The 19,127-nt window shown below is 66.1% G+C and carries 18 protein-coding genes; 1 reads left to right on the forward strand and 17 read right to left on the reverse strand.

Annotation, left to right across the window (positions count from 1 at the left end; genetic code table 11):
• Positions 1 to 266: 266 nt before the first annotated feature.
• From AP428_RS06570 to ndk, 16 genes are all read right to left on the reverse strand, one after another.
• Positions 267 to 863, reverse strand: coding sequence for a phosphoribosyltransferase (locus tag AP428_RS06570; RefSeq protein WP_006478688.1), 597 nt, complete (start codon positions 861 to 863; stop codon positions 267 to 269).
• Positions 864 to 870: 7 nt separating this feature from the next.
• Positions 871 to 2,217, reverse strand: a complete 1,347-nt coding sequence (locus AP428_RS06575; protein ID WP_006478687.1) for an adenylosuccinate synthase — start codon at positions 2,215 to 2,217, stop codon at positions 871 to 873.
• Positions 2,218 to 2,330: 113 nt separating this feature from the next.
• Positions 2,331 to 3,479: an ATP phosphoribosyltransferase regulatory subunit gene (locus AP428_RS06580; RefSeq protein WP_011549695.1), complete on the reverse strand. Its 1,149-nt coding sequence runs from the start codon at positions 3,477 to 3,479 to the stop codon at positions 2,331 to 2,333.
• Positions 3,480 to 3,591: 112 nt separating this feature from the next.
• On the reverse strand, positions 3,592 to 3,783 hold the full coding sequence (locus AP428_RS06585) for a DUF2065 domain-containing protein (RefSeq protein WP_006478685.1): 192 nt from the start codon (positions 3,781 to 3,783) through the stop codon (positions 3,592 to 3,594).
• A 36-nt stretch (positions 3,784 to 3,819) separates the two neighbouring features.
• Complete coding sequence (gene hflC, locus AP428_RS06590; RefSeq protein ID WP_011549694.1) at positions 3,820 to 4,719, reverse strand: protease modulator HflC; 900 nt, start codon at positions 4,717 to 4,719, stop codon at positions 3,820 to 3,822.
• 15 nt (positions 4,720 to 4,734) lie between these two features.
• Complete coding sequence (gene hflK / locus AP428_RS06595; protein ID WP_054927893.1) at positions 4,735 to 6,081, reverse strand: FtsH protease activity modulator HflK; 1,347 nt, start codon at positions 6,079 to 6,081, stop codon at positions 4,735 to 4,737.
• 47 nt (positions 6,082 to 6,128) lie between these two features.
• Positions 6,129 to 7,301, reverse strand: a complete 1,173-nt coding sequence (gene hflX / locus AP428_RS06600; protein WP_197285586.1) for a GTPase HflX — start codon at positions 7,299 to 7,301, stop codon at positions 6,129 to 6,131.
• 72 nt (positions 7,302 to 7,373) lie between these two features.
• On the reverse strand, positions 7,374 to 7,613 hold the full coding sequence (gene hfq, locus AP428_RS06605) for an RNA chaperone Hfq (protein ID WP_006399927.1): 240 nt from the start codon (positions 7,611 to 7,613) through the stop codon (positions 7,374 to 7,376).
• A 141-nt stretch (positions 7,614 to 7,754) separates the two neighbouring features.
• Positions 7,755 to 9,092 (reverse strand): ribosome biogenesis GTPase Der, encoded by a 1,338-nt coding sequence (der, locus tag AP428_RS06610; protein WP_011549692.1) that lies wholly within the window; start codon positions 9,090 to 9,092, stop codon positions 7,755 to 7,757.
• 247 nt (positions 9,093 to 9,339) lie between these two features.
• Positions 9,340 to 10,485, reverse strand: a complete 1,146-nt coding sequence (gene bamB / locus AP428_RS06615) for an outer membrane protein assembly factor BamB (protein ID WP_011549691.1) — start codon at positions 10,483 to 10,485, stop codon at positions 9,340 to 9,342.
• A 41-nt stretch (positions 10,486 to 10,526) separates the two neighbouring features.
• Positions 10,527 to 11,156, reverse strand: coding sequence for a tetratricopeptide repeat protein (locus tag AP428_RS06620; RefSeq protein ID WP_006478678.1), 630 nt, complete (start codon positions 11,154 to 11,156; stop codon positions 10,527 to 10,529).
• Between the two features lie 55 nt (positions 11,157 to 11,211).
• Positions 11,212 to 12,552: a histidine--tRNA ligase gene (gene hisS / locus AP428_RS06625; RefSeq protein ID WP_011549689.1), complete on the reverse strand. Its 1,341-nt coding sequence runs from the start codon at positions 12,550 to 12,552 to the stop codon at positions 11,212 to 11,214.
• Positions 12,553 to 12,572: 20 nt separating this feature from the next.
• On the reverse strand, positions 12,573 to 13,877 hold the full coding sequence (gene ispG / locus AP428_RS06630) for a flavodoxin-dependent (E)-4-hydroxy-3-methylbut-2-enyl-diphosphate synthase (protein WP_006483314.1): 1,305 nt from the start codon (positions 13,875 to 13,877) through the stop codon (positions 12,573 to 12,575).
• Positions 13,878 to 13,989: 112 nt separating this feature from the next.
• Positions 13,990 to 15,006, reverse strand: a complete 1,017-nt coding sequence (locus tag AP428_RS06635) for a helix-turn-helix domain-containing protein (protein WP_054927895.1) — start codon at positions 15,004 to 15,006, stop codon at positions 13,990 to 13,992.
• Positions 15,007 to 15,169: 163 nt separating this feature from the next.
• Complete coding sequence (gene rlmN, locus AP428_RS06640) at positions 15,170 to 16,309, reverse strand: 23S rRNA (adenine(2503)-C(2))-methyltransferase RlmN (RefSeq protein WP_011549686.1); 1,140 nt, start codon at positions 16,307 to 16,309, stop codon at positions 15,170 to 15,172.
• 55 nt (positions 16,310 to 16,364) lie between these two features.
• The gene (gene ndk / locus AP428_RS06645) at positions 16,365 to 16,790 is read right to left on the reverse strand and encodes a nucleoside-diphosphate kinase (protein ID WP_006478674.1); all 426 of its coding nucleotides are present in this window, start codon (positions 16,788 to 16,790) and stop codon (positions 16,365 to 16,367) included.
• Positions 16,791 to 17,039: 249 nt separating this feature from the next.
• Here ndk and AP428_RS06650 point away from each other — a divergent pair, with 249 nt between their 5' ends.
• A complete protein-coding gene (locus tag AP428_RS06650; RefSeq protein ID WP_006484459.1) occupies positions 17,040 to 17,738 on the forward strand; it encodes a Bax inhibitor-1/YccA family protein in 699 nt (232 codons plus the stop codon).
• A gap of 62 nt (positions 17,739 to 17,800) precedes the next feature.
• Here AP428_RS06650 and rlmD read toward each other — a convergent pair whose 3' ends face one another.
• Positions 17,801 to 19,105, reverse strand: coding sequence for a 23S rRNA (uracil(1939)-C(5))-methyltransferase RlmD (gene rlmD, locus AP428_RS06655; protein ID WP_034174708.1), 1,305 nt, complete (start codon positions 19,103 to 19,105; stop codon positions 17,801 to 17,803).
• Positions 19,106 to 19,127 lie beyond the last annotated feature (22 nt).

A 19,127-nucleotide genomic window follows, 5' to 3' on the forward strand; every position in this document is an offset into this window, starting at 1 on the left:
AATAATCGGGTCCGGGTCGGACAAAACGAGCGCTATTCTACTCGCGCCCCCGTGAAACGCCGCCCTGCCGTGTTGCCGTGGAACCACGTGATCCACGCTGCGCATGCAATCCGGCGCGACCTGTGGCAGGGCTGCCATCATAGCCGGGGCCGCGCCGCCTGCCTATCGGGTCCGCAAGGCGCCCCGCGTGGCGCCACGCGCGCGCCAATGAAAAACGGCGCCGCAAGCGGCGCCGTACCAAGGCTTTCCTTCGATCGGCCGGCCGCTTACGCGCCCGAACCGTCGCGCTGTGCGCGACCGCGCTTGATCCACGCCTCGAGGTTGTGCGGACGAACCGTGTCCCACTCCTCGAACGGCTGATGAATCCACGGATTCGTCGGCAGGAACTGCGTGTGATAGTCGGGCTTGACCTTCGAGCAACCCTTGTACCAGAGCACGGCCGAACGTACGGCCGTGACCGCCGGATAGCGCTCCTTCAGATGCTCCTGCACGCGTGCGAGCGTGACGCCGGAATCGACGAGGTCGTCGACCAGCAGCACGTTGCCCGCGAGATGGCCGCGCGTCATCGTGATGTACTGCGCGATGTCGAGCTCGCCCTGCTCGGTGCCGGCCGCTTCCCGGTACGAGCTCGTCGCGAGAATCGCGAGCGGCACGTCATAGATGCGCGACAGCTGGTCGCCGACGCGCAGGCCGCCGCGCGCGAGGCACAGGATCTGGTCGAACTTCCAGCCGGAGGCGTGCACCTGGAGCGCGAGCAGCTCGATCAGACGATGATACTCGTCCCAGCCTACCCACAGGTTCTTGTCGTCGTTGCGCGGATCGGTCATCAAGTCTGCCGCCGTCATCGTGATTTGCTGCGTCATCTCGGAATTACACCTTGAACGGATGGCGGAGCAGGATCGTTTCGTCGCGGTCCGGGCCCGTCGACACCATGTCGACCGGCACGCCAGCCACTTCCTGGACGCGTGCGAGGTAGGCCTGCGCGTTCGCCGGCAGTGCGTCCCACGTGTTGATCCCGACCGTGCTTTCCTTCCAGCCGGCGAACGTCTCGTACACCGGTTCGCAACGCGCGACATCGACCGCGCCACGCGGCAGGATGTCCACGTCCTTGCCGTCGACCTTGTAGCCGACGCACAGCTTCACTTCGTCGAGGCCGTCGAGCACGTCGAGCTTCGTCATGCACAGGCCCGACACGCCGTTGATCTGGATCGAGCGGCGCAGCGCAGCCGCATCGAGCCAGCCGGTGCGGCGCGGACGGCCGGTGACCGAGCCGAATTCCTTGCCGACGTTCGCGAGCGTGACGCCGATCTGGTCCTGGCGCTGCGGGTTGTCCGCATCGTACAGCTCGCTCGGGAACGGGCCCGAGCCGACGCGCGTGCAATACGCCTTCGTGATGCCCAGAATGTAGTTGAGCTTCTGCGGACCGACGCCCGCGCCAGCCGACGCCGCACCGGCGACGCAGTTGCTCGACGTGACGAACGGATAGGTGCCGTGGTCGATGTCGAGCAGCGTGCCTTGCGCACCTTCGAACAGCAGGTTCTGGCCCGCATTGTTCGCGTCGTACAGGCGGCGCGACACGTCGGCCACCATCGGCTTCAGGCGGTCGGCATAGCCGAGCATCGTATCGAGCGTGGCCTGGAAGTCGACGGCCGCGCCGCCCAGATACTGGGTCAGCACGAAGTTGTGGTAATCGAGATTTTCGCGCAGGCGATCGGCGAAGGTCTTCGCGTCGAACAGGTCCTGCACGCGCAGCGCGCGGCGGCCGACCTTGTCTTCGTACGCAGGGCCGATGCCGCGGCCCGTCGTGCCGATCTTGCCCGCGCCCTTGCGCGCTTCGCGCGCCTGGTCGATCGCGATGTGGTACGGCAAGATCAGCGTCGTGGCTTCGGAGATGAACAGACGGTCGCGCACGTTCACGCCGGCTTCTTCGAGCTCGCCGATTTCCTTGAACAGTGCTTCGGGGGACAGAACGACGCCGTTGCCGATGTAGCAGGCGACGCCTTCACGCATGATGCCCGACGGAATGAGGCGCAAGATCGTTTTCTTGCCGCCGATGATGAGGGTGTGGCCGGCGTTGTGACCGCCCTGGAAACGCACGACGCCCTGAGCGTGGTCCGTCAGCCAGTCGACGATCTTGCCCTTGCCTTCATCACCCCATTGCGTTCCCACGACGACGACATTGCGCCCGGGAGTCACGTTCACTGCGCTGGCAGACATGTTGATTCGTTAGCTGGTTAAAAACGTATTCTACCTATGTTCGCGGGCGATTCCGAATTTTTCCGTTTCGCTTCAACGATATGCACGCCGAAGCACGGCCCGCGAACGCCTCTTTATCGGGGTTCGACCACCCATGCGCCGTTGCGCTCGACGAGCGAACGATCGCATGCGAATTCGTCGAGCACGTGGTCGTGGCCCGGCAGCGCCTGGATCACGACCTCGCCCGCATCGCGCAGCGCCGCGACCGCCGCGCCCAGCGCGTCGTCCTGCGCCCACGGCGCAAGAATCGCGGTGCCGCGCGCCTCGACCGGCGAAATCCGTGCGAGCTCGCGCAGATCGAGCGAGAAGCCGGTTGCCGGACGGGAGCGGCCATAGGCCTGCCCCACGTGGTCGTAACGGCCGCCGCGCGCGATCGCGTTCGGCACGCCGTCGATGTAGGCGCTGAACATCGCGCCGCTGTGATACGCGTAACCGCGCAGGTCGGCGAGATCGATCGCGACTTCGACGCCCTTCGCCTGCGACGCAAGCTGCGCGAGATCGTCGAGCGCCCGCGTGATTTCCGGCAGCACCGGCAGGCGCGTGCGCGCCTCGGCGAGCACGCTCGCGTCGCCGTAGAGGTTCGGCAGCGCGCGCAGCGCGGCACGCGTGTCGGCGCCGAGATCGTCGGTGAGTTCGTTCAGCAGCGGCACGTCCTTGCCCGACAGCGCGTCGTACAGCGACTCGCCGCGCTCGGCGGCCTGCGCGTCGCGCGCCAGCAGCGCCGCGAGCACGCCCGCGTGACCGAGGTCGAGGCGGATGCGCGACAGGCCCGCGAGGTGCAGCGCGTCGAGCATCAGTTGCTGGATCTCGAGATCGGCTTCCAGCCCCGCGTGCCCGTAGATTTCGGCGCCGATCTGGATCTGCTCGCGGGTCGCGTGCAGCCCGCGCGGACGCGTATGCATCACGTGGCCCGCATAGCAGAGGCGCGTCACGCCCTGACGATTCAACAGGTGCGCGTCGATCCGCGCGACCTGGGGCGTGATGTCCGCGCGCAGGCCGAGCGTGCGACCCGACAACTGGTCGACCAGCTTGAAGGTGCGCAGGCGCAGATCGGCGCCGCCGCTCGTCAGCAGCGATTCGAGATACTCGAGCAGCGGCGGCATCACCATTTCGTAGCCGTACGAACGGAAGCGGTCGAGCAGCCTGCGGCGCAGCTCCTCGATCTTGCGCGCTTCCGACGGCAGCACGTCGGCGATATTCTCGGGAAGTAACCAGGTCGACATCGGTACGGTCCTACGACGGGAAACGGCGCGCGACACGCGCGCCGCGAGTTGAATCGGAACTTCGAAATCGGGCGGGACGAACGGCGGATGCGCCGTCCGGATCGGGGCTCCGTCAGGTCGCGAGCAGCAGCAGCACGAGCCCGAGCACCATCACGATCAGCCCGCCGATCCGGATATGATGCGGCGGCCGCTCGGCTATTCTACGAAACGTGTCGCGCCAGGCGACGGGAAACACGAAGGGGAACGCCCCCTCGATGATCAGCATCAGCGCTACTGCGAGCAACAACGAGCCAGCCAGGTCCATGCGAGCGACGGCGCCGCTCGACGCGGCGCCCCAAGGTCAATGTTTGCGGGGAGCAGGCGCCGCCGGTGCGGCACCGCCCGTCGGGCTGCGCATGAAGCGGAAGAACTCGCTGTCGGGATCGACGACGATGATGTCGTTGCGCTTGAACGTATTCCGGTAGGCCTGCAGGCTCGCGTAGAACTGATAGAACTGCGGATCGCGGCCGAACGCATCGGCGGCGATCGTCGCGGCCTTCGCATCGCCCTCGCCCTTGATCGTCTGCGCGGACTTGTATGCGTTCGCAAGCACGGCCTGCTGCTCGCGTTCGGCGTCGGCCTTGATCTGCTCGACGTCGGCCGCGCCTTGCGCACGCACCTGGGCCGCCTGGTCGCGCAACGCGCCGATCATCCGTTGATAGACGGCGTCCGTCTGCGCGGCCGGCAGGTCGACCCGCGTCAGCTGGACGTCGACGACGTCGACGCCGAAACCGGACGCTTGCGCCTTCGCCGTATCGCGCGCCGCATCGGCGATCGCACGCTGACCGCCGAGGGCATCGTCGAGCGCGCGCTTGCCGAATGCGTCGCCGAGCGCGCTCTTCAGCGCGCCCGACAGTCGTTCGACCGCCGCGGCCGGATCGCCGCCCGTCGCCGTGAAATATTTCATCGGATCGCTGATCCGGTACTTCACCGCATACGCGACGAGCAGGTCATGCTTGTCTTCGGTTGCCAGCTGCAGCGGATCGGCCGACTCGAGCGACTGCAGGCGCGTGTCGATCAGCGTGGCCGTCTGCAGCGGCGGCGGCAGCTTGAAGTGGACGCCGGGGCCCGCGAGCTCCGGCTGCGTACCGTCGCGGCCCGACAGCACGGCCGCATGGCGCGGATCGACGGTCAGGACCGTCGACGATGCCGCGAAGGCAACGATCACGATTGCGACGACGAGCGCAATGATTCGGTTCATGTTCTGCGCTCCCCGTTACTTCGTATCGTCTTCACGCGACCGGCTGCGAAACGCGTCCCGCGATCGCAGCACGTCGACACCCGACGCGGTGGCGGCCGGTGCGGCGCTCGCCGGCGCGGCAGCGGCTGCCGAGGGCGCCGTTGCGGCCGGTGCCGACGCCGCATCGGGCGCGGATGCGCCGGTCGACGCCGCGGCGTTTTGCCGCCCCTGCTCGACGAGCTTGTCGAGCGGCAGATACACGACGCTGTTGCCGCCCTTGTTGCCGACGAACACCTTCGTCGCGTTCGAATAGATTTCCTGCATCGTCTCGAGGTACATCCGCTCGCGGATGACCGCCGGCGCCTTCGAATACTGCGCGTAGACCTGCTTGAAGCGGTCCGCGTCGCCTTCGGCTTCGGTGACCACGCGATCGGCATACGCCTTCGCTTCGTCGATGAGCTTCGCCGCATCGCCCTGCGCCTTCGGCAGCAGGTCGCTTGCATACGCCTGCGCGGCGCGCTTCGCGGCCTCGCGCTCGTCCCGCGCCTTCGCGACTTCGGCGTACGCGGCCTGGGTCTGCTCGGGCGCCGCGACGCTCTGCATCGTGACGGCCGTCACCTCGAGCCCCGACTGGTAGCGGTCGAGGTCGCGCTGGATCGCGGTGGAAAGCTGCTCGCGCAGCGCATCGCGATCCTGGTTCAGCATGTCGGCCGCGCTACGCGTGCCGACGATCGCGCGCACCGCGGCCTGCGCGGCCTGCGACACGCTGCGTTCGGGATCGACGCTGCGGAACAGGTAATCGGTGGCGGAACGAATCCGGTACTGGACGATGAAGCGCACGTCGACGATGTCGGCATCGCGCGTCAGCATCGCGGCTTCCTTCACGTTTGCAAGGCGCACGACGTTGTTGCGGCCGATCTCGATCGAGCGCACCTGCGACGTGTCGACGATCTCGTGCGACGCGAACGGATACGGCGCGCGCCAATGCACGCCCTGGCCGACCGTGCCCGACAGCTTGCCGAGCTGCAGCACGACGCCCGTCTGGCCTTCCTGCACGACGAACAGCCCGCTGCCCGCATACACCGCGACCAGTACGCCGATCACGATGCCGACGCCGACCCGTGCGGCCCGGCCGTTGTCGGGACGGAAGCCGTTGCCGCCCTTGCCGCCGAACAGGCCGCTCAGGCGCCGGTTGAAGTTGCGCCACATCTCGTCGAGATCGGGCGGACCATCGCCGTCGCCGCCTTGCGGACGCTTCGATTCGTTCGCGCGCGGGCGGGACCCGTCCTTGCCATTGCCTTCGCCGCGTCCCCAGCGGGGATCGTTGATCGACAGCAAGGCGCGCATCCGCCGCCAGGTACTCCGCTCGTTGTATTCGTTCACCAGAGTTTGTTCACCAGATTGGACGCCGGCGAACCGGCCGGGACCGGTTAGCGCCCGTGTTCGGAAATCGCGTGGTCTTCGTGTGGTTCAGCGGACGTGCCATCGAGCGCGTCGGGTAACGTCGCGCTGGAAAGGTGTTCCGCGGAGGCGATTTCGGCGATGGCGGCACGCAACGTATCAAGACCCTGACCGGTGCGTGCGCTCAAAAAGACGCGCGAAATATTACCATACTCGTCCCGCTCGACCGCGTCGCCGCGGGCCGCCAGCTCGGGCACGGCGTCGATCTTGTTGAACACCAGCACCTGTCGGATCGTGTCCGCGCCGATCTCGTGCAGCACGCCGTTGACCTGCTCGATCTGCTCGAGCCTGACCGCGCTCGACGCATCGACCACGTGCAGCAACAGATCCGCATGGATCGTTTCCTCGAGGGTCGCGCGGAACGCCGCGACGAGCTGGTGAGGCAGCTCGCGGATGAACCCGACCGTATCGGACACCACGATCTGACCGACCTCGTCGCCGAGATACACGCGCCGCGACGTCGTATCGAGCGTGGCGAACAGCTGGTCGGCCGCGTATGCCTGCGCTTTCGTCAGCGCATTGAACAACGTCGACTTGCCCGCGTTCGTATAGCCGACGAGCGACACCGACATCGTGCCGCTGCGCGCGCGCTGCCGGCGCTGCGTGCTGTGCTGGCGGCGCAGCCGATCGAGCCGCGACTTCAGCATCTTGATGCGTTCGCCGATCAGCCGACGGTCGGTTTCGAGCTGGGTTTCGCCGGGGCCGCGCAGGCCGATACCGCCCTTTTGCCGCTCGAGGTGGGTCCACGCGCGAATGAGCCGGGTCGACAGGTATTGAAGTTGCGCGAGCTCCACCTGCAGCTTGCCTTCGTGGCTGCGGGCACGCTGCGCGAAAATGTCGAGGATGAGGCTCGTGCGATCGACCACGCGCCTGTTAAGTGCCTGCTCCAGATTGCGTTGCTGGGCGGGCGCCAACGCGTGGTTGAAGATGACGATTTCGACGTTGTGCGCGTCGCAGGCAAGCCGCAATTCATCGGCTTTGCCGCTGCCGATGAACATCTTGGCATCGGGACTGGCGCGACGACCGGTGAGGGTGACGGCGGGACGGGCCCCCGCGCTGGAGGCGAGAAGACTGAGTTCTTCGAGACTGGCTTCGAAATCGGTCTTGCCGAAATCGATGCCGACGAGCGCTGCGTTGATCAAATTATCGGGTGTCAAGATAAGGCGGCTGGCATCGGTCGCTCGCGGCGACCGGATGCCGGCCGCTGCGATAAGTTAGGACGAGGCTTCCGCGTCCGGGTGGAAATTCACCGGGCGCGCCGGCACGACCGTCGAGATGGCGTGCTTGTAAACCATCTGGGTCACCGTATTACGGAGCAACACGACGTACTGGTCGAACGATTCAATGTTCCCTTGAAGCTTGATGCCGTTGACGAGGTAGATCGAAACGGGAACGTGCTCTTTGCGCAGTGCGTTCAAAAACGGGTCTTGTAACAATTGCCCTTTGTTGCTCATGGCGTACTCCATCTTTTTTTGCAGGTTGATCTGGATTGGCGACGAAGAAAAAGAGATCCGGCGCCAATCGCTACACTATAGCTGATTTTGCCTGCCCCGCCCGGCCACTGGCCATGGGGCCGATGCCTTGCGGGGCGTGCTTCAGCCCTTGTCCGCGTACGGGTTGTTCGACGAACGGAACTCTATGCGCAATGGAGTCCCGGTCAGCGAGAAAGTTTCGCGGAATCGGTTTTCGAGGTAACGCTTGTACGTTTCCGTCACCGCGTCGAGCGCGTTGCCGTGGATCACGATGATCGGCGGATTCTGGCCGCCCTGGTGCGCATAGCGCAGCTTCGGACGCACCGGGCCGCGACGGCGCGGCTGCTGGAACTCGACGGCCTCGATCAGCGCGCGCGTGAGCTTCGGCGTCGGCAGCTTCGCCATCGCGGCCGCGTACGCGTCGTCGACCGAGCGCATCAGCGCGCCGATGCCCGTCTTCTTCGCGGCCGAAATGAAGTGCGATTTCGCGAAGTCGAGGAATTTCAGCTTGCGGGTCAAATCCGCTTTCGCGCGGTCGCGCGCGTGGTCGTCGAGACCGTCCCATTTGTTGACGCCGATCACGAGCGCGCGGCCCTGCTCGACGACGAAGCCGGCGATGTGTGCGTCCTGGTCGGAAATGTCCTGCTGCGCATCCAGCAGAAGAATGACGACGTTCGCGTCGGAGATCGACTGCAGCGTCTTCACGACCGAGAACTTCTCGATCGCCTCGAACACCTTGCCGCGGCGGCGCAGGCCGGCCGTGTCGATCAGCGTGTATTTCTTGCCGTTACGTTCGAAGTCGACGTAGATCGAATCGCGCGTCGTGCCCGGCATGTCGAACGCGATCACGCGGTCTTCGCCGATCAGCGCGTTGACGAGCGTCGACTTGCCGACGTTCGGCCGGCCGACGATCGCGATTTTGATGCCGCGCGACGGATCGTCCTCGTCCGCTTCCTCGGGCTGACCCGCGTACGCGACTTCGAGCGCCTCGTTGATCATGTCGGTCACGCCGTCGCCGTGCGCGGCCGAGATCGCGCGCGGATCGCCGAGCCCGAGCTCGTAGAAGTCCGTCGCGACCGCCGTGTACTTCATCCCCTCGGCCTTGTTGACGACCAGGAAGATCGGCCGGCCGGTCTTGCGCAGGTAGTCGGCGATCGACTTGTCCTGCGGCGCGAGCCCGTTACGGCCGTCGACGATGAACACGACGACGTCGGCTTCCTCGACGGCCTGCCGCGTCTGGCGCGCCATTTCGTGCAGGATGCCGTCCTTCGCGACGGGTTCGAAGCCGCCCGTATCGACGACCAGGTAAGGCCGTTCGCCGACGCGCCCTTCGCCGTAATGGCGATCGCGCGTCAGGCCGGGCAAGTCGGCGACCAGCGCATCGCGCGAGCGCGTGAGCCGGTTGAACAGCGTGGATTTCCCCACATTGGGGCGCCCAACGAGGGCAATGACCGGTTTCATCTGTGTTTTCTACGGTGAAGCGCAGCAGCGGGAGGCCCGCTGCTGCGGGCGGCTGCGCTGAATGAAAATATCACGAATTCGCGCCGCGCCGGATGCGCGCGCCCGGCACGCGTTGCGCGCCGTCGTCTTTCGTCTCGAACTGCCTTTCAAATACCGAGCGGCCGGGAACGCCGGCCGCCTTCAAGTCGCGCGGCCGCGGCACGCGGGACCTGCCCGCCGCGCCACGGCCGCACCTGTTTCCTGCGCGTCAGCGCGGACGGAACCCGTACAGGCCGCCGTCCTTCGTCTGCACGACGAGCGTGTTGCCCGCGAGGACCGGCGCCGCCGTAATCGCGCTGCCGTCGGTCTTCATCCGCGCGATGAAGCTGCCGTCCTCGCGCGACAGGAAGTGCACGAAGCCCTTGTAGTCGCCCATCACGACCGCATGCCCGAGCAGGTACGGCACGCCGACGTCACGGCTCTTCAGCTTGTCGTTGCGCCAGAGCTGGTTGCCCGTGGCCGCATCGTACGCGGTGACGACCGACCAGTCGTCGCCGCCGGCGACCACCGAATCGTCCTGCGCAAGGCCGCTGCGGCTCGAGAACGGCTTTTCCCACAGCGGCCGGCCCGAGTTTGCATCGAAGCAGCCGAGCTGCCCCTGGAACGTCACCGCGCAGGCTTCCGCGCCCACGAGCGTCGGCGGGCCGCTGACGTCGTTGATGCGCTCGACTTCGGTCACGCCCTTCGGGAACGACACCGGGGTTTGCCAGAACGGCTCACCCGTCTGCAGGTTGATCGCGACCAGACCGCCGCCCGGGAAGCCCGCGAGCACGGCCGCGTCGCCCGCGAACGTCATGCCCGCCGACACGCGCAGGTTCAGCGGCACCGCACGGTTGCGGTAGTTCCACTTCTGCTCGCCCGTCTGCGCGTTGAACGCGATCACCTGGCCGTCGATCGTGCGGACGACCACGAGGCCGTTGCCGACGAGCGGCGGCGAGAAGATCTCGCCTTGCACGCTGGTCTTCCACAGTTGCTTGCCGTCCGGGCCCAGCACGAACACGCCGCCCTTCAACGCACCGACCGCGGTCAGGTTGCCGTCGCTGCCGACCCCGGCCGACAGGTCCGAACCGACCTTCGAGCGCCACAGCGTCTGGCCCGTCTTCGCGTCGATCTTCTCGACCGCACCGTTTTCGCCCGCCGCATAGACCGCGTCGCCCACGGCCACTGGCGAGAACAGGTAGCGTCCGCCCTTGCCGACGCTCGCCTTCCAGACCTGTTGCACGTCCATGACGGGCTTGAACTCGGTGAGCGGCGTCGGCACGCGGCGCGCATCCTTCGACGACGAGCAAGCCGTCAAAGCGAGGACAGCCGCCGCGCAGGCAACGGGCACAGCGTAACGTTTCAGCAAATTCATCGGTTAGCGAAGCAGAGTTAAGAGGTTGAGGGGACCGGAATTCAGCCGCCGAGCGCGTCCAGCTTGAACTGCACGAGCTGGCGCGCGGACTGGTCGTCCTTCGACAGGCCGTCGAGCGCGAGCTTGTATGCCGCGCGCGCGTCGTCGGTCTTGCCTTGCGCGGCAAGCAGATCGCCGCGACGATCGGCCACGAGGCCCTTGAATGCATCGACTGGCGTACCCGACAGCAGCGCGAGGCCCGCATCGTACGCCTTCTCGTCGAGCAGCAGCGACGCGAGACGCAGCTTCGCGATCTGCTTGTACTCGTCGTCCTTGGCGTGATCGACGGCCCATTGCAGCTGAGCCTTCGCGCCGGCCGCATCGCCGGCCGCATACAGCGTCTTCGCGGCCGCGAGCGCCGTCATCTGCGCATACGGCGTGCTGCCGAACTTGTCTTCCATGTCGGCAGCCGCGCGGGCCATCGTTGCCTTGTCGTTCGCGGCGGCAGCCTTCTGGACCTGCTCGTACAGCCCGGACGCCTCGGCAGCCTGACGGCGCTGCCAGTAGTTCCAGCCGTTGAAACCGGCCGCGACGACGAGCGCCGCGAGCACGATCCACGTGGTGAGGTTGCCCCAGCGGGCCCACCACGCCTTGAGACTTTCAATCGATTCTTGTTCGTCGTGATAACTCATCGGCGAGCGATTCCTTCCTGTTCAGGCTTTTCTTGTCGAGCGGATGCCAGCGCGATCAGTCGTCGCCGTCTTCGGCGGATGCAACCATCGCATTGATTAGGAATTCGGTCAAGCTTTCGACCGGTACGGTCTGCTGAACGTTCTTTTCCCCTTCCGCACCCGCGCCGCGCAACGCTTTCACGCCCACCGTGCCGTTCGCGACCTCTTCTTCGCCGAAGATCACCGCGAACGCGGCGCCGCTTGCATCGGCCCGCTTCATCTGCGACTTGAAGCTCGCCGGCGCGCCGTCGGCGCTGCAGTGGAAGATCACGTCGAGGCCCGTGTCGCGCAGACGCTCGGCCGCGATGAACGCCTGTTCGCGCGCGGTGTCGCCCTGGTGCACGACGTACACGTCGACGCCTTCCTGCTCGGGCGCGAGATCCTCTTCCTTCAGCAGCTCGAGGATGCGCTCGATGCCCATCGCCCAGCCGCACGCGGCGGTCGGCTTACCGCCGAGCTGCTCGATCAGCGGATCGTAGCGGCCGCCGGCCGCGACCGTGCCCTGTGCGCCGAGCTTGTCGGTCACCCATTCGAACACGGTCAGATTGTAGTAATCGAGGCCACGCACCAGACGCGGGTTGATCTTGAACGGAATGTTGTTCGCGAGCAGCAGGCGCTGCAGCCCTTCGAAATGCGCGCGCGATTCGTCGCCGAGGAAATCGATCAGCTTCGGTGCGTTTTGCGCGATGTCCTGCAGCGCCGGGTTCTTCGTGTCGAGCACGCGCAGCGGGTTCGTATACAGGCGGCGCTTCGCGTCCTCGTCGAGCACGTCGGCAAACTGCTCGAGGTACTTGATCAGTTCGACGCGGTGCGCGGCGCGCTCTTCGGCGAGGCCGAGCGAGTTGATCTCGAGCTTGATGCCGGTCAGGCCGAGGTCGTCCCACAGGCGCTGGCACATCATGATGATCTCGGCATCCGCATCGGGACCCGCGAAGCCGAGCGCCTCGACGCCGACCTGGTGGAACTGGCGATAGCGGCCGCGCTGCGGACGCTCGTGACGGAACATCGGGCCGATGTACCACAGGCGCTTCGGGCCGTCGTACAGCATGTTGTGCTCGATCGACGCACGCACGACGGCCGCGGTGTTTTCCGGGCGCATCGTCAGGTTCTCGCCGTTCAGCGCGTCGGTGAAGCTGTACATCTCCTTCTCGACGATGTCCGTGACCTCGCCGATGCCACGCGTGAAGAGCTGCGTATGTTCGACGATCGGCGTGCGGATGTTCTGGTAGCCGTACGCGCGCAGCAGCGATTTCACGGTAGCTTCGAAGAATTCCCACAGGCCGGCATCCTGCGGAAGGATGTCGTTCATGCCTTTGACGCCGGTGAGCTTCTCGATCTTGCGTTTCTGTTCAGTCATCGTTCGTGTGTGTGGACGAATTAGTTCAGGGCCTCGGTGCGGCCGTAATTGCGTGCGACGTAGTCGCTGACGATCTGCTGGAATTCCTCGGCGATCCGCTCGCCACGCAGCGTCTTGACCTTCTCGCCGTCGATGAAGACAGGCGCGGCCGGGTTCTCGCCCGAACCCGGCAGGCTGATGCCGATGTTCGCGTGCTTCGATTCGCCCGGGCCATTGACGATGCAGCCCATCACCGCGACGTTCATCTTCTCGACGCCCGGATATTCCTTGCGCCAGACCGGCATCTGCTCGCGCAGGTAGGTCTGGATCTGCATCGCGAGTTCCTGGAACAGCGTGCTCGTCGTGCGGCCGCAGCCCGGGCACGCGATCACCATCGGCGCGAACGAGCGCAGGCCCATCGTCTGCAGGATTTCCTGGCCGACGATCACTTCGCCGGTGCGCGACGCGCCCGGCTCCGGCGTCAGCGAGATGCGGATCGTGTCGCCGATCCCTTCCTGCAGCAGCACGCCGAGCGCGGCCGTCGACGCGACGATCCCCTTCGAGCCCATGCCGGCCTCGGTCAGCCCGAGGTGCAGCGCGAAGCCGCAGCGGCGGCCGAGTTCGCGGTACACGGCGATCAGGTCCTGCACGCCGCTGACCTTGCACGACAACACGATGCGGTCACGGCCGAGGCCGAGCTCGACCGCGCGTTCGGCCGAGCCGATGGCCGACTGGATCAGCGCCTCGTACATCACGCTCTGCGCGTCCCACGGCTGCGCGCGCGCGCCGTTCTCGTCCATCATGCGTGCGAGCAGGTCCTGGTCGAGGCTGCCCCAGTTCACGCCGATCCGCACCGGCTTGTCGTACTTCGCCGCGGCCTCGATCATCTGCGCGAACTGCGTGTCGCGCTTCGCACCCTGACCGACGTTACCGGGGTTGATCCGGTACTTCGACAGCGACTCGGCGCAGCCCGGATAGTCGCGCAGCAGCAGGTGGCCGTTGTAGTGGAAATCGCCGACGAGCGGCACGGTCACGCCCATCCGGTCGAGCTGCTCGCGGATCGCCGGCACGGCGGCCGCGGCTTCGGGCGTGTTGACCGTGATGCGCACCAGCTCGGAGCCCGCATTCGCGAGTTCCTTGATCTGGATCGCCGTGCCGATCGCATCGGCCGTGTCGGTATTCGTCATCGACTGCACGCGCACCGGCGCGTCGCCGCCGATCGTCACGAGTTGCCCGCCCCAGCGGACATCCACCGCATGCGATACGCGGCGCGGCTGATGCCCGCCGAACACCGGCTCGGTTGAACAAATCTGACTGCTGCGTGGGGATTGAGCTTCGGATTGCATCGATAGATCCATTTACGCGGAATGCGCCGCAACGTGGCGCATGAATTGAAAAAGCGCCGTGCCCTCACGGCCTGCCGAGATCGACGACAGGCCTTCGCCACGGCGCTTGACGTCAGGGCAACGTGAACCGCGCCACGTTACCCCGCGCTGCCGAATATTTTGCCGGATCGACCGGTTTTCCGTCGAACGCAACCGCGTCGAGGCCGGCCTTGTTGCCGATCGTGACCTTGAACGGCCCGTCACCGGCCACCTGCTTCGTTTCGCCGGCGCGCACCAGCGCCGAGAACAGCTCCTTGCCGTTCTTGTCGCGCACGCTGAACCAGCAATCCTGCTTGACCTTCAGTTCGACCATCGACTGGCCTGCCGCCACCACGACGCTCGCCGGCTGGGCCGGTGCGGCCGCGCTGGCCGCCGCCGTTGCCGCCACGGGCTGCGACGCAGCCGCCGTCGCGACTGGGGCCGCAGGCGCCGGAACGGCCGACGCGATCGCCTGCGCCGGAGTCGCCGATGCAGCAGCCGGGGCCGGAACCTCATTCGCAACCGCTGCCGACGCGCCGTTCGTGGCCGCTTCTTCAGCCGACGACGATGCCGCCGTCGCACTCGCGGCCGACGCATGCTCGGCCTCGCCGCCCTTGAAGCGTGCGAGCAGGCTCGACGAATCGCCGCCAGTGTGCCACATCAGTACGGCGACCACCGCGACGATAACGATCCCCGTTCCCCACAGCCAAGGATGGTGGCGCGACGAGCCGCCCAGCGGAATCGACACGCGGCCGCGCGGCAGATCCGTGCCCGACGACGCAGGCATCGACAGGTCGACTTCCGGCACCCCGCGCTCGCGGCGCAGCGCCTGCGCGAACGGTTCCGGATCGACGCCGAGCATCTTCGCGTAGCTGCGCACGACACCGAGCGCGAACGTCACCCCAGGCAAATGGCTGATGTCGCCAGACTCGAGCGCCCGGAGCTTTTGCGGCGCGACCTTGAGTCGCGCCGACACGTCGTCGACCGACCAGCCCTTCGTCTCCCGAAGCTGCGCCAGCCGGCTGCCGACCGCCGCCAGCGATTCCAGTCCGGCCGGTGCCGGCTTCGCGGCATTCGTCTCTGCGCCGTTAGACGGCTGCGGCTCACTCATCCTTGTCCTCGCGTCGATTCTTCTTCACTGGCGGCTGCCGCCGACTCCTGCCGGCCGGCACCCGCAACGGTTCATACCATGCGCGGCGCCGAGGCGCCGCGACCGATCGCTATTCGCGTGTTGCACCGCCAAAGGGTTCGGGCACCCCGGCCAGGTGCCCCCGTCAAACTGCCCGAACTTCGATGATTTTTCCTGCTGCGCCCGTTCGTTCCGCGAGGCGCGTACGATCCTTCACCGCGCCGGCCAACTGCCCGCACGCGGCGTCGATGTCGTCGCCGCGCGTCTTGCGCACGGTCGTGACGACACCCGCGTCGATGAGGACTTGCGCGAAGCGCTTGATCTGCTCCGGCTTCGAGCGGATGAGGCCCGATTCCGGAAACGGATTGAACGGGATCAGGTTGAACTTGCACGGCACGTCACGCGTGACGGCCAGCAGTTCGCGCGCATGCGCTTCGGTGTCGTTGACGCCGTCGAGCATGCAGTATTCGAAAGTGATGAAGTCGCGCGGCGCGACCTTCAGATAACGCTGGCACGCAGCCATCAGCTCGCGAAGCGGATACTTCTTGTTGAGCGGCACCAGCTCGTCGCGCAGCGCGTCGTTCGGCGCATGCAGCGAAACGGCCAGCGCGACCGGCAACTCGGCGCCGAGGCGGTCCATCATCGGCACCACGCCGGACGTCGACAGCGTGACGCGACGGCGCGACAGGCCGTACGCGTTGTCGTCGAGCATCAGCCGCATCGCGGGGACGACCGCGCTGTAATTCAGGAGCGGCTCGCCCATGCCCATCATCACCACGTTGGTGACGACCCGTTCGGCCTTGCCGTTCGGGCCGGGCGCGCGGCCCAGCGACGCTCGCAGTGCAAATTCGGCCATCCGGAGCTGGCCGATGATTTCGGCTGTCGACAGGTTGCGGGAGAAGCCCTGCTTGCCCGTCGAGCAGAAGCGGCAGTTCACCGCGCACCCGGCCTGCGACGACACGCACAGCGTGCCGCGCGTCTCTTCCGGGATGAACACGGTTTCGACCGCATTGCCGTTTCCGACGTCGATCAGCCACTTGCGCGTGCCGTCGGTGGAAACGTGATCGCTGGCGATGTCCGGCATCACGATCGACGCGCGGCCCTTGAGCTTTTCTCTCAGGGACTTCGCGAGATCGGTCATGCCGTCGAAATCGCCGGCGTTGTACTGGTGGATCCAGCGCTGCAACTGCTTGGCGCGGAACGGCTTCTCGCCCAGGCTGCCGCAGTACGCGACAAGACCCTCGGCGTCGAAGTCGAGAAGATTGACGGAAGTTTCGCTCGTCATGATGTGCTGCCTTGCCGCGTGCGCTGAATCCTGCCTACTTGCTGTCAGCCAGGGCTTAACGCGAGTAAACGTTCATTTCCGGGAAGAAGAACGCGATTTCGACCGCTGCCGTTTCCGCAGCGTCCGAGCCGTGCACGGCGTTCGCGTCGATGCTGTCGGCGAAGTCGGCGCGGATCGTGCCCTTTTCCGCCTTCTTCGGATCCGTCGCGCCCATCAGGTCGCGGTTCTTCAGGATCGCGCCTTCACCTTCCAGAACCTGGATCATCACCGGGCCCGAGATCATGAAATCGACGAGATCCTTGAAGAACGGACGCGCTGCGTGAACTGCATAGAACTTCTCTGCGTCAGCACGCGACAGGTGTGCCATGCGCGATGCGACGATCTTCAGGCCGGCGCCTTCGAAACGGCTGTAGATCTGGCCGATCACGTTCTTTGCCACCGCATCCGGCTTGATGATCGACAGGGTGCGCTCGATTGCCATAAAAACTCCAAAAAATTAAGAAGTTACAGGTTCAAATGAATCCGCTATTGTAGCACGATCCCGTGTATCATTGCGATTGAACCCTTACACGAATGAAAGGTTCAGAATCCATATGTTTTGTGCCGCCGGGCCATTGAAACCTCCCGGTACGGAACCTATCTTAGCCATAGCTGCCCCGGTTTGCTGCGCCGCACATCGCGCGCGCCGAACCGGCCCCGGACGCCCACGCGTTCAATGTTAGGAGAAACCATGAACGACTATCCGTACAATTTCGGCCGCGGCGGTTCCGTCAGCACCGCCGAGGTTCGCAACCGCGTGCTGCGGAACACGTACTGGCTGCTCGCGCTATCGATGGTGCCGACCGTGCTGGGCGCCTGGGTCGGCGTCGCGACGGGCTTCTCGCTGTTCGCGGCCACGAGCCCGATGATGAGCCTGCTCGCGTTCTTCGCGATCGCGTTCGGCTTCATGTTCGCGATCGAGCGGACGAAAAACAGCGCGGCCGGCGTGTTCGTGCTGCTCGGCTTCACGTTCTTCATGGGCCTGATGCTGTCGCGGCTGCTGAGCTTCATCCTCGGCTTCTCGAACGGCCCGTCGCTGATCATGCTCGCGTTCGGCGGCACCGGCATCATCTTCGCCACGATGGCGACGATCGCCACCGTCAGCAAGCGCGACTTCTCGGGGCTCGGCAAGTGGCTGTTCATGGGCGTGATCGTGATCCTGCTCGCGTCGGTCGCGAACATCTTCCTGCAACTGCCCGCGCTGATGCTCACCGTGTCGGTGCTCGCGATCGCGATCTTCTCGGCCTACATGCTGTTCGACGTCCAGCGCGTCGTGAACGGCGGCGAGACGAACTACATCTCGGCCACGCTCGCGATCTACCTCGATCTGTACAACGTGTTCACGAACCTGCTCGCGCTGCTCGGCATCTTCGGCGGCAACCGCAACTGACGTTCGGCACGCACCATGAAAAACCGGCCCGCGGGCCGGTTTTTTTACGTCCGCCGCCCGGCTCAGTCGCGCTCGAACAGCGCGATCGATTCGACGTGCGACGTATTCGGGAACATGTTCACGACCCCGGCGCCCTTCAGCCGGTAGCCGGCCTCGTGCACGAGCAGGCCCGCATCGCGCGCGAGCGTCGACGGGTTGCACGACACGTAGACGATGCGCTTCGGCAACGGGCCTGCGCCGCTCTGCGCGATCTCGGCCAGCGCCTTCGATACCGCGAGCGCGCCTTCGCGCGGCGGGTCGATCAGGAACTTGTCGAATGCGCCGAGCGCACGGAGATCGTCGCCCGTCACCTCGAACAGGTTCCGGCACGCGAACGTCGTGTGGCCGTCGACACCGTTCTCGCGTGCGTTCGCCAGCGCGCGCGTGGTCAGCGTGTCGCTGCCCTCGATGCCCATCACTTCGCGCGACAGCCGCGCGAGCGGCAGCGTGAAGTTGCCGATCCCGCAGAACAGGTCGAGCACGCGATCGTCGCGCGACGGCGCGAGCAAGCGCAGCGCGCGGCCCACCAGCACGCGGTTGATCTGGTGATTGACCTGCGTGAAATCGGTCGGCTTGAACGGCATGCGGATGCCGAATTCCGGCAGCGTGTAGTCGAGCGACACGTCGAGCGGATAGAACGGCGTCACCGTGTCCGGCCCCTTCGGCTGCAGCCAGAACTGCACCTTGTGCTCGTCCGCGAACGCGCGCAGCAGCGCTTCGTCGTCCGCGTTGATCGGCTCCAGCACGCGCAGCACGAGCGCCGTGACGGTCGAGCCGACCGCGAGCTCGATCTGCGGCATCCGGTCGCGAATCGACAGCCCCTCGACGAGCCGCCGCAGCGGCACGAGCATCGCCGACACATGCGGCGGCAGCACTTCGCAGCTCGTCATGTCGGCCACGTAGCTGCTCTTCTTCTCGTGGAAGCCGACCAGCACGCCGCCCTTCTTCGCGACGTTGCGCACGGTCAGGCGCGCCCGGTAGCGATAGCCCCACGACGGGCCGTGGATCGGCGCGAACATCGTTTCCGCGCGCAGCTTCGCCAGGTGCCACAGATTATCTTCCAGCACGCGCTGCTTGACCGCCACCTGCGCGCGCATGTCGAGATGCTGCATCGAGCAGCCGCCGCAGGTGCCGAAGAACGTGCACTTCGGCTGGGTGCGCATGACGCTCGGGCGCAGAATGTCGACAACCGTCGCCTGCTCGTAGCTCGGCTTGCGGCGATAGCTCGAATAGGTCACGCGTTCGCCCGGCAGCGCGCCTTCGACGAAGATCACCTTGCCCGGCTCGCCGTCCTCGGTCATCGTGCGGCCGACACCGCGCGCTTCCATGTCGAGCGATTCGATCTCGAGA

It is taken from the genome of Burkholderia sp. E168m22 (assembly GCF_001319805.1).
GTDB classification, from domain to species: domain Bacteria; phylum Pseudomonadota; class Gammaproteobacteria; order Burkholderiales; family Burkholderiaceae; genus Burkholderia; species Burkholderia orbicola.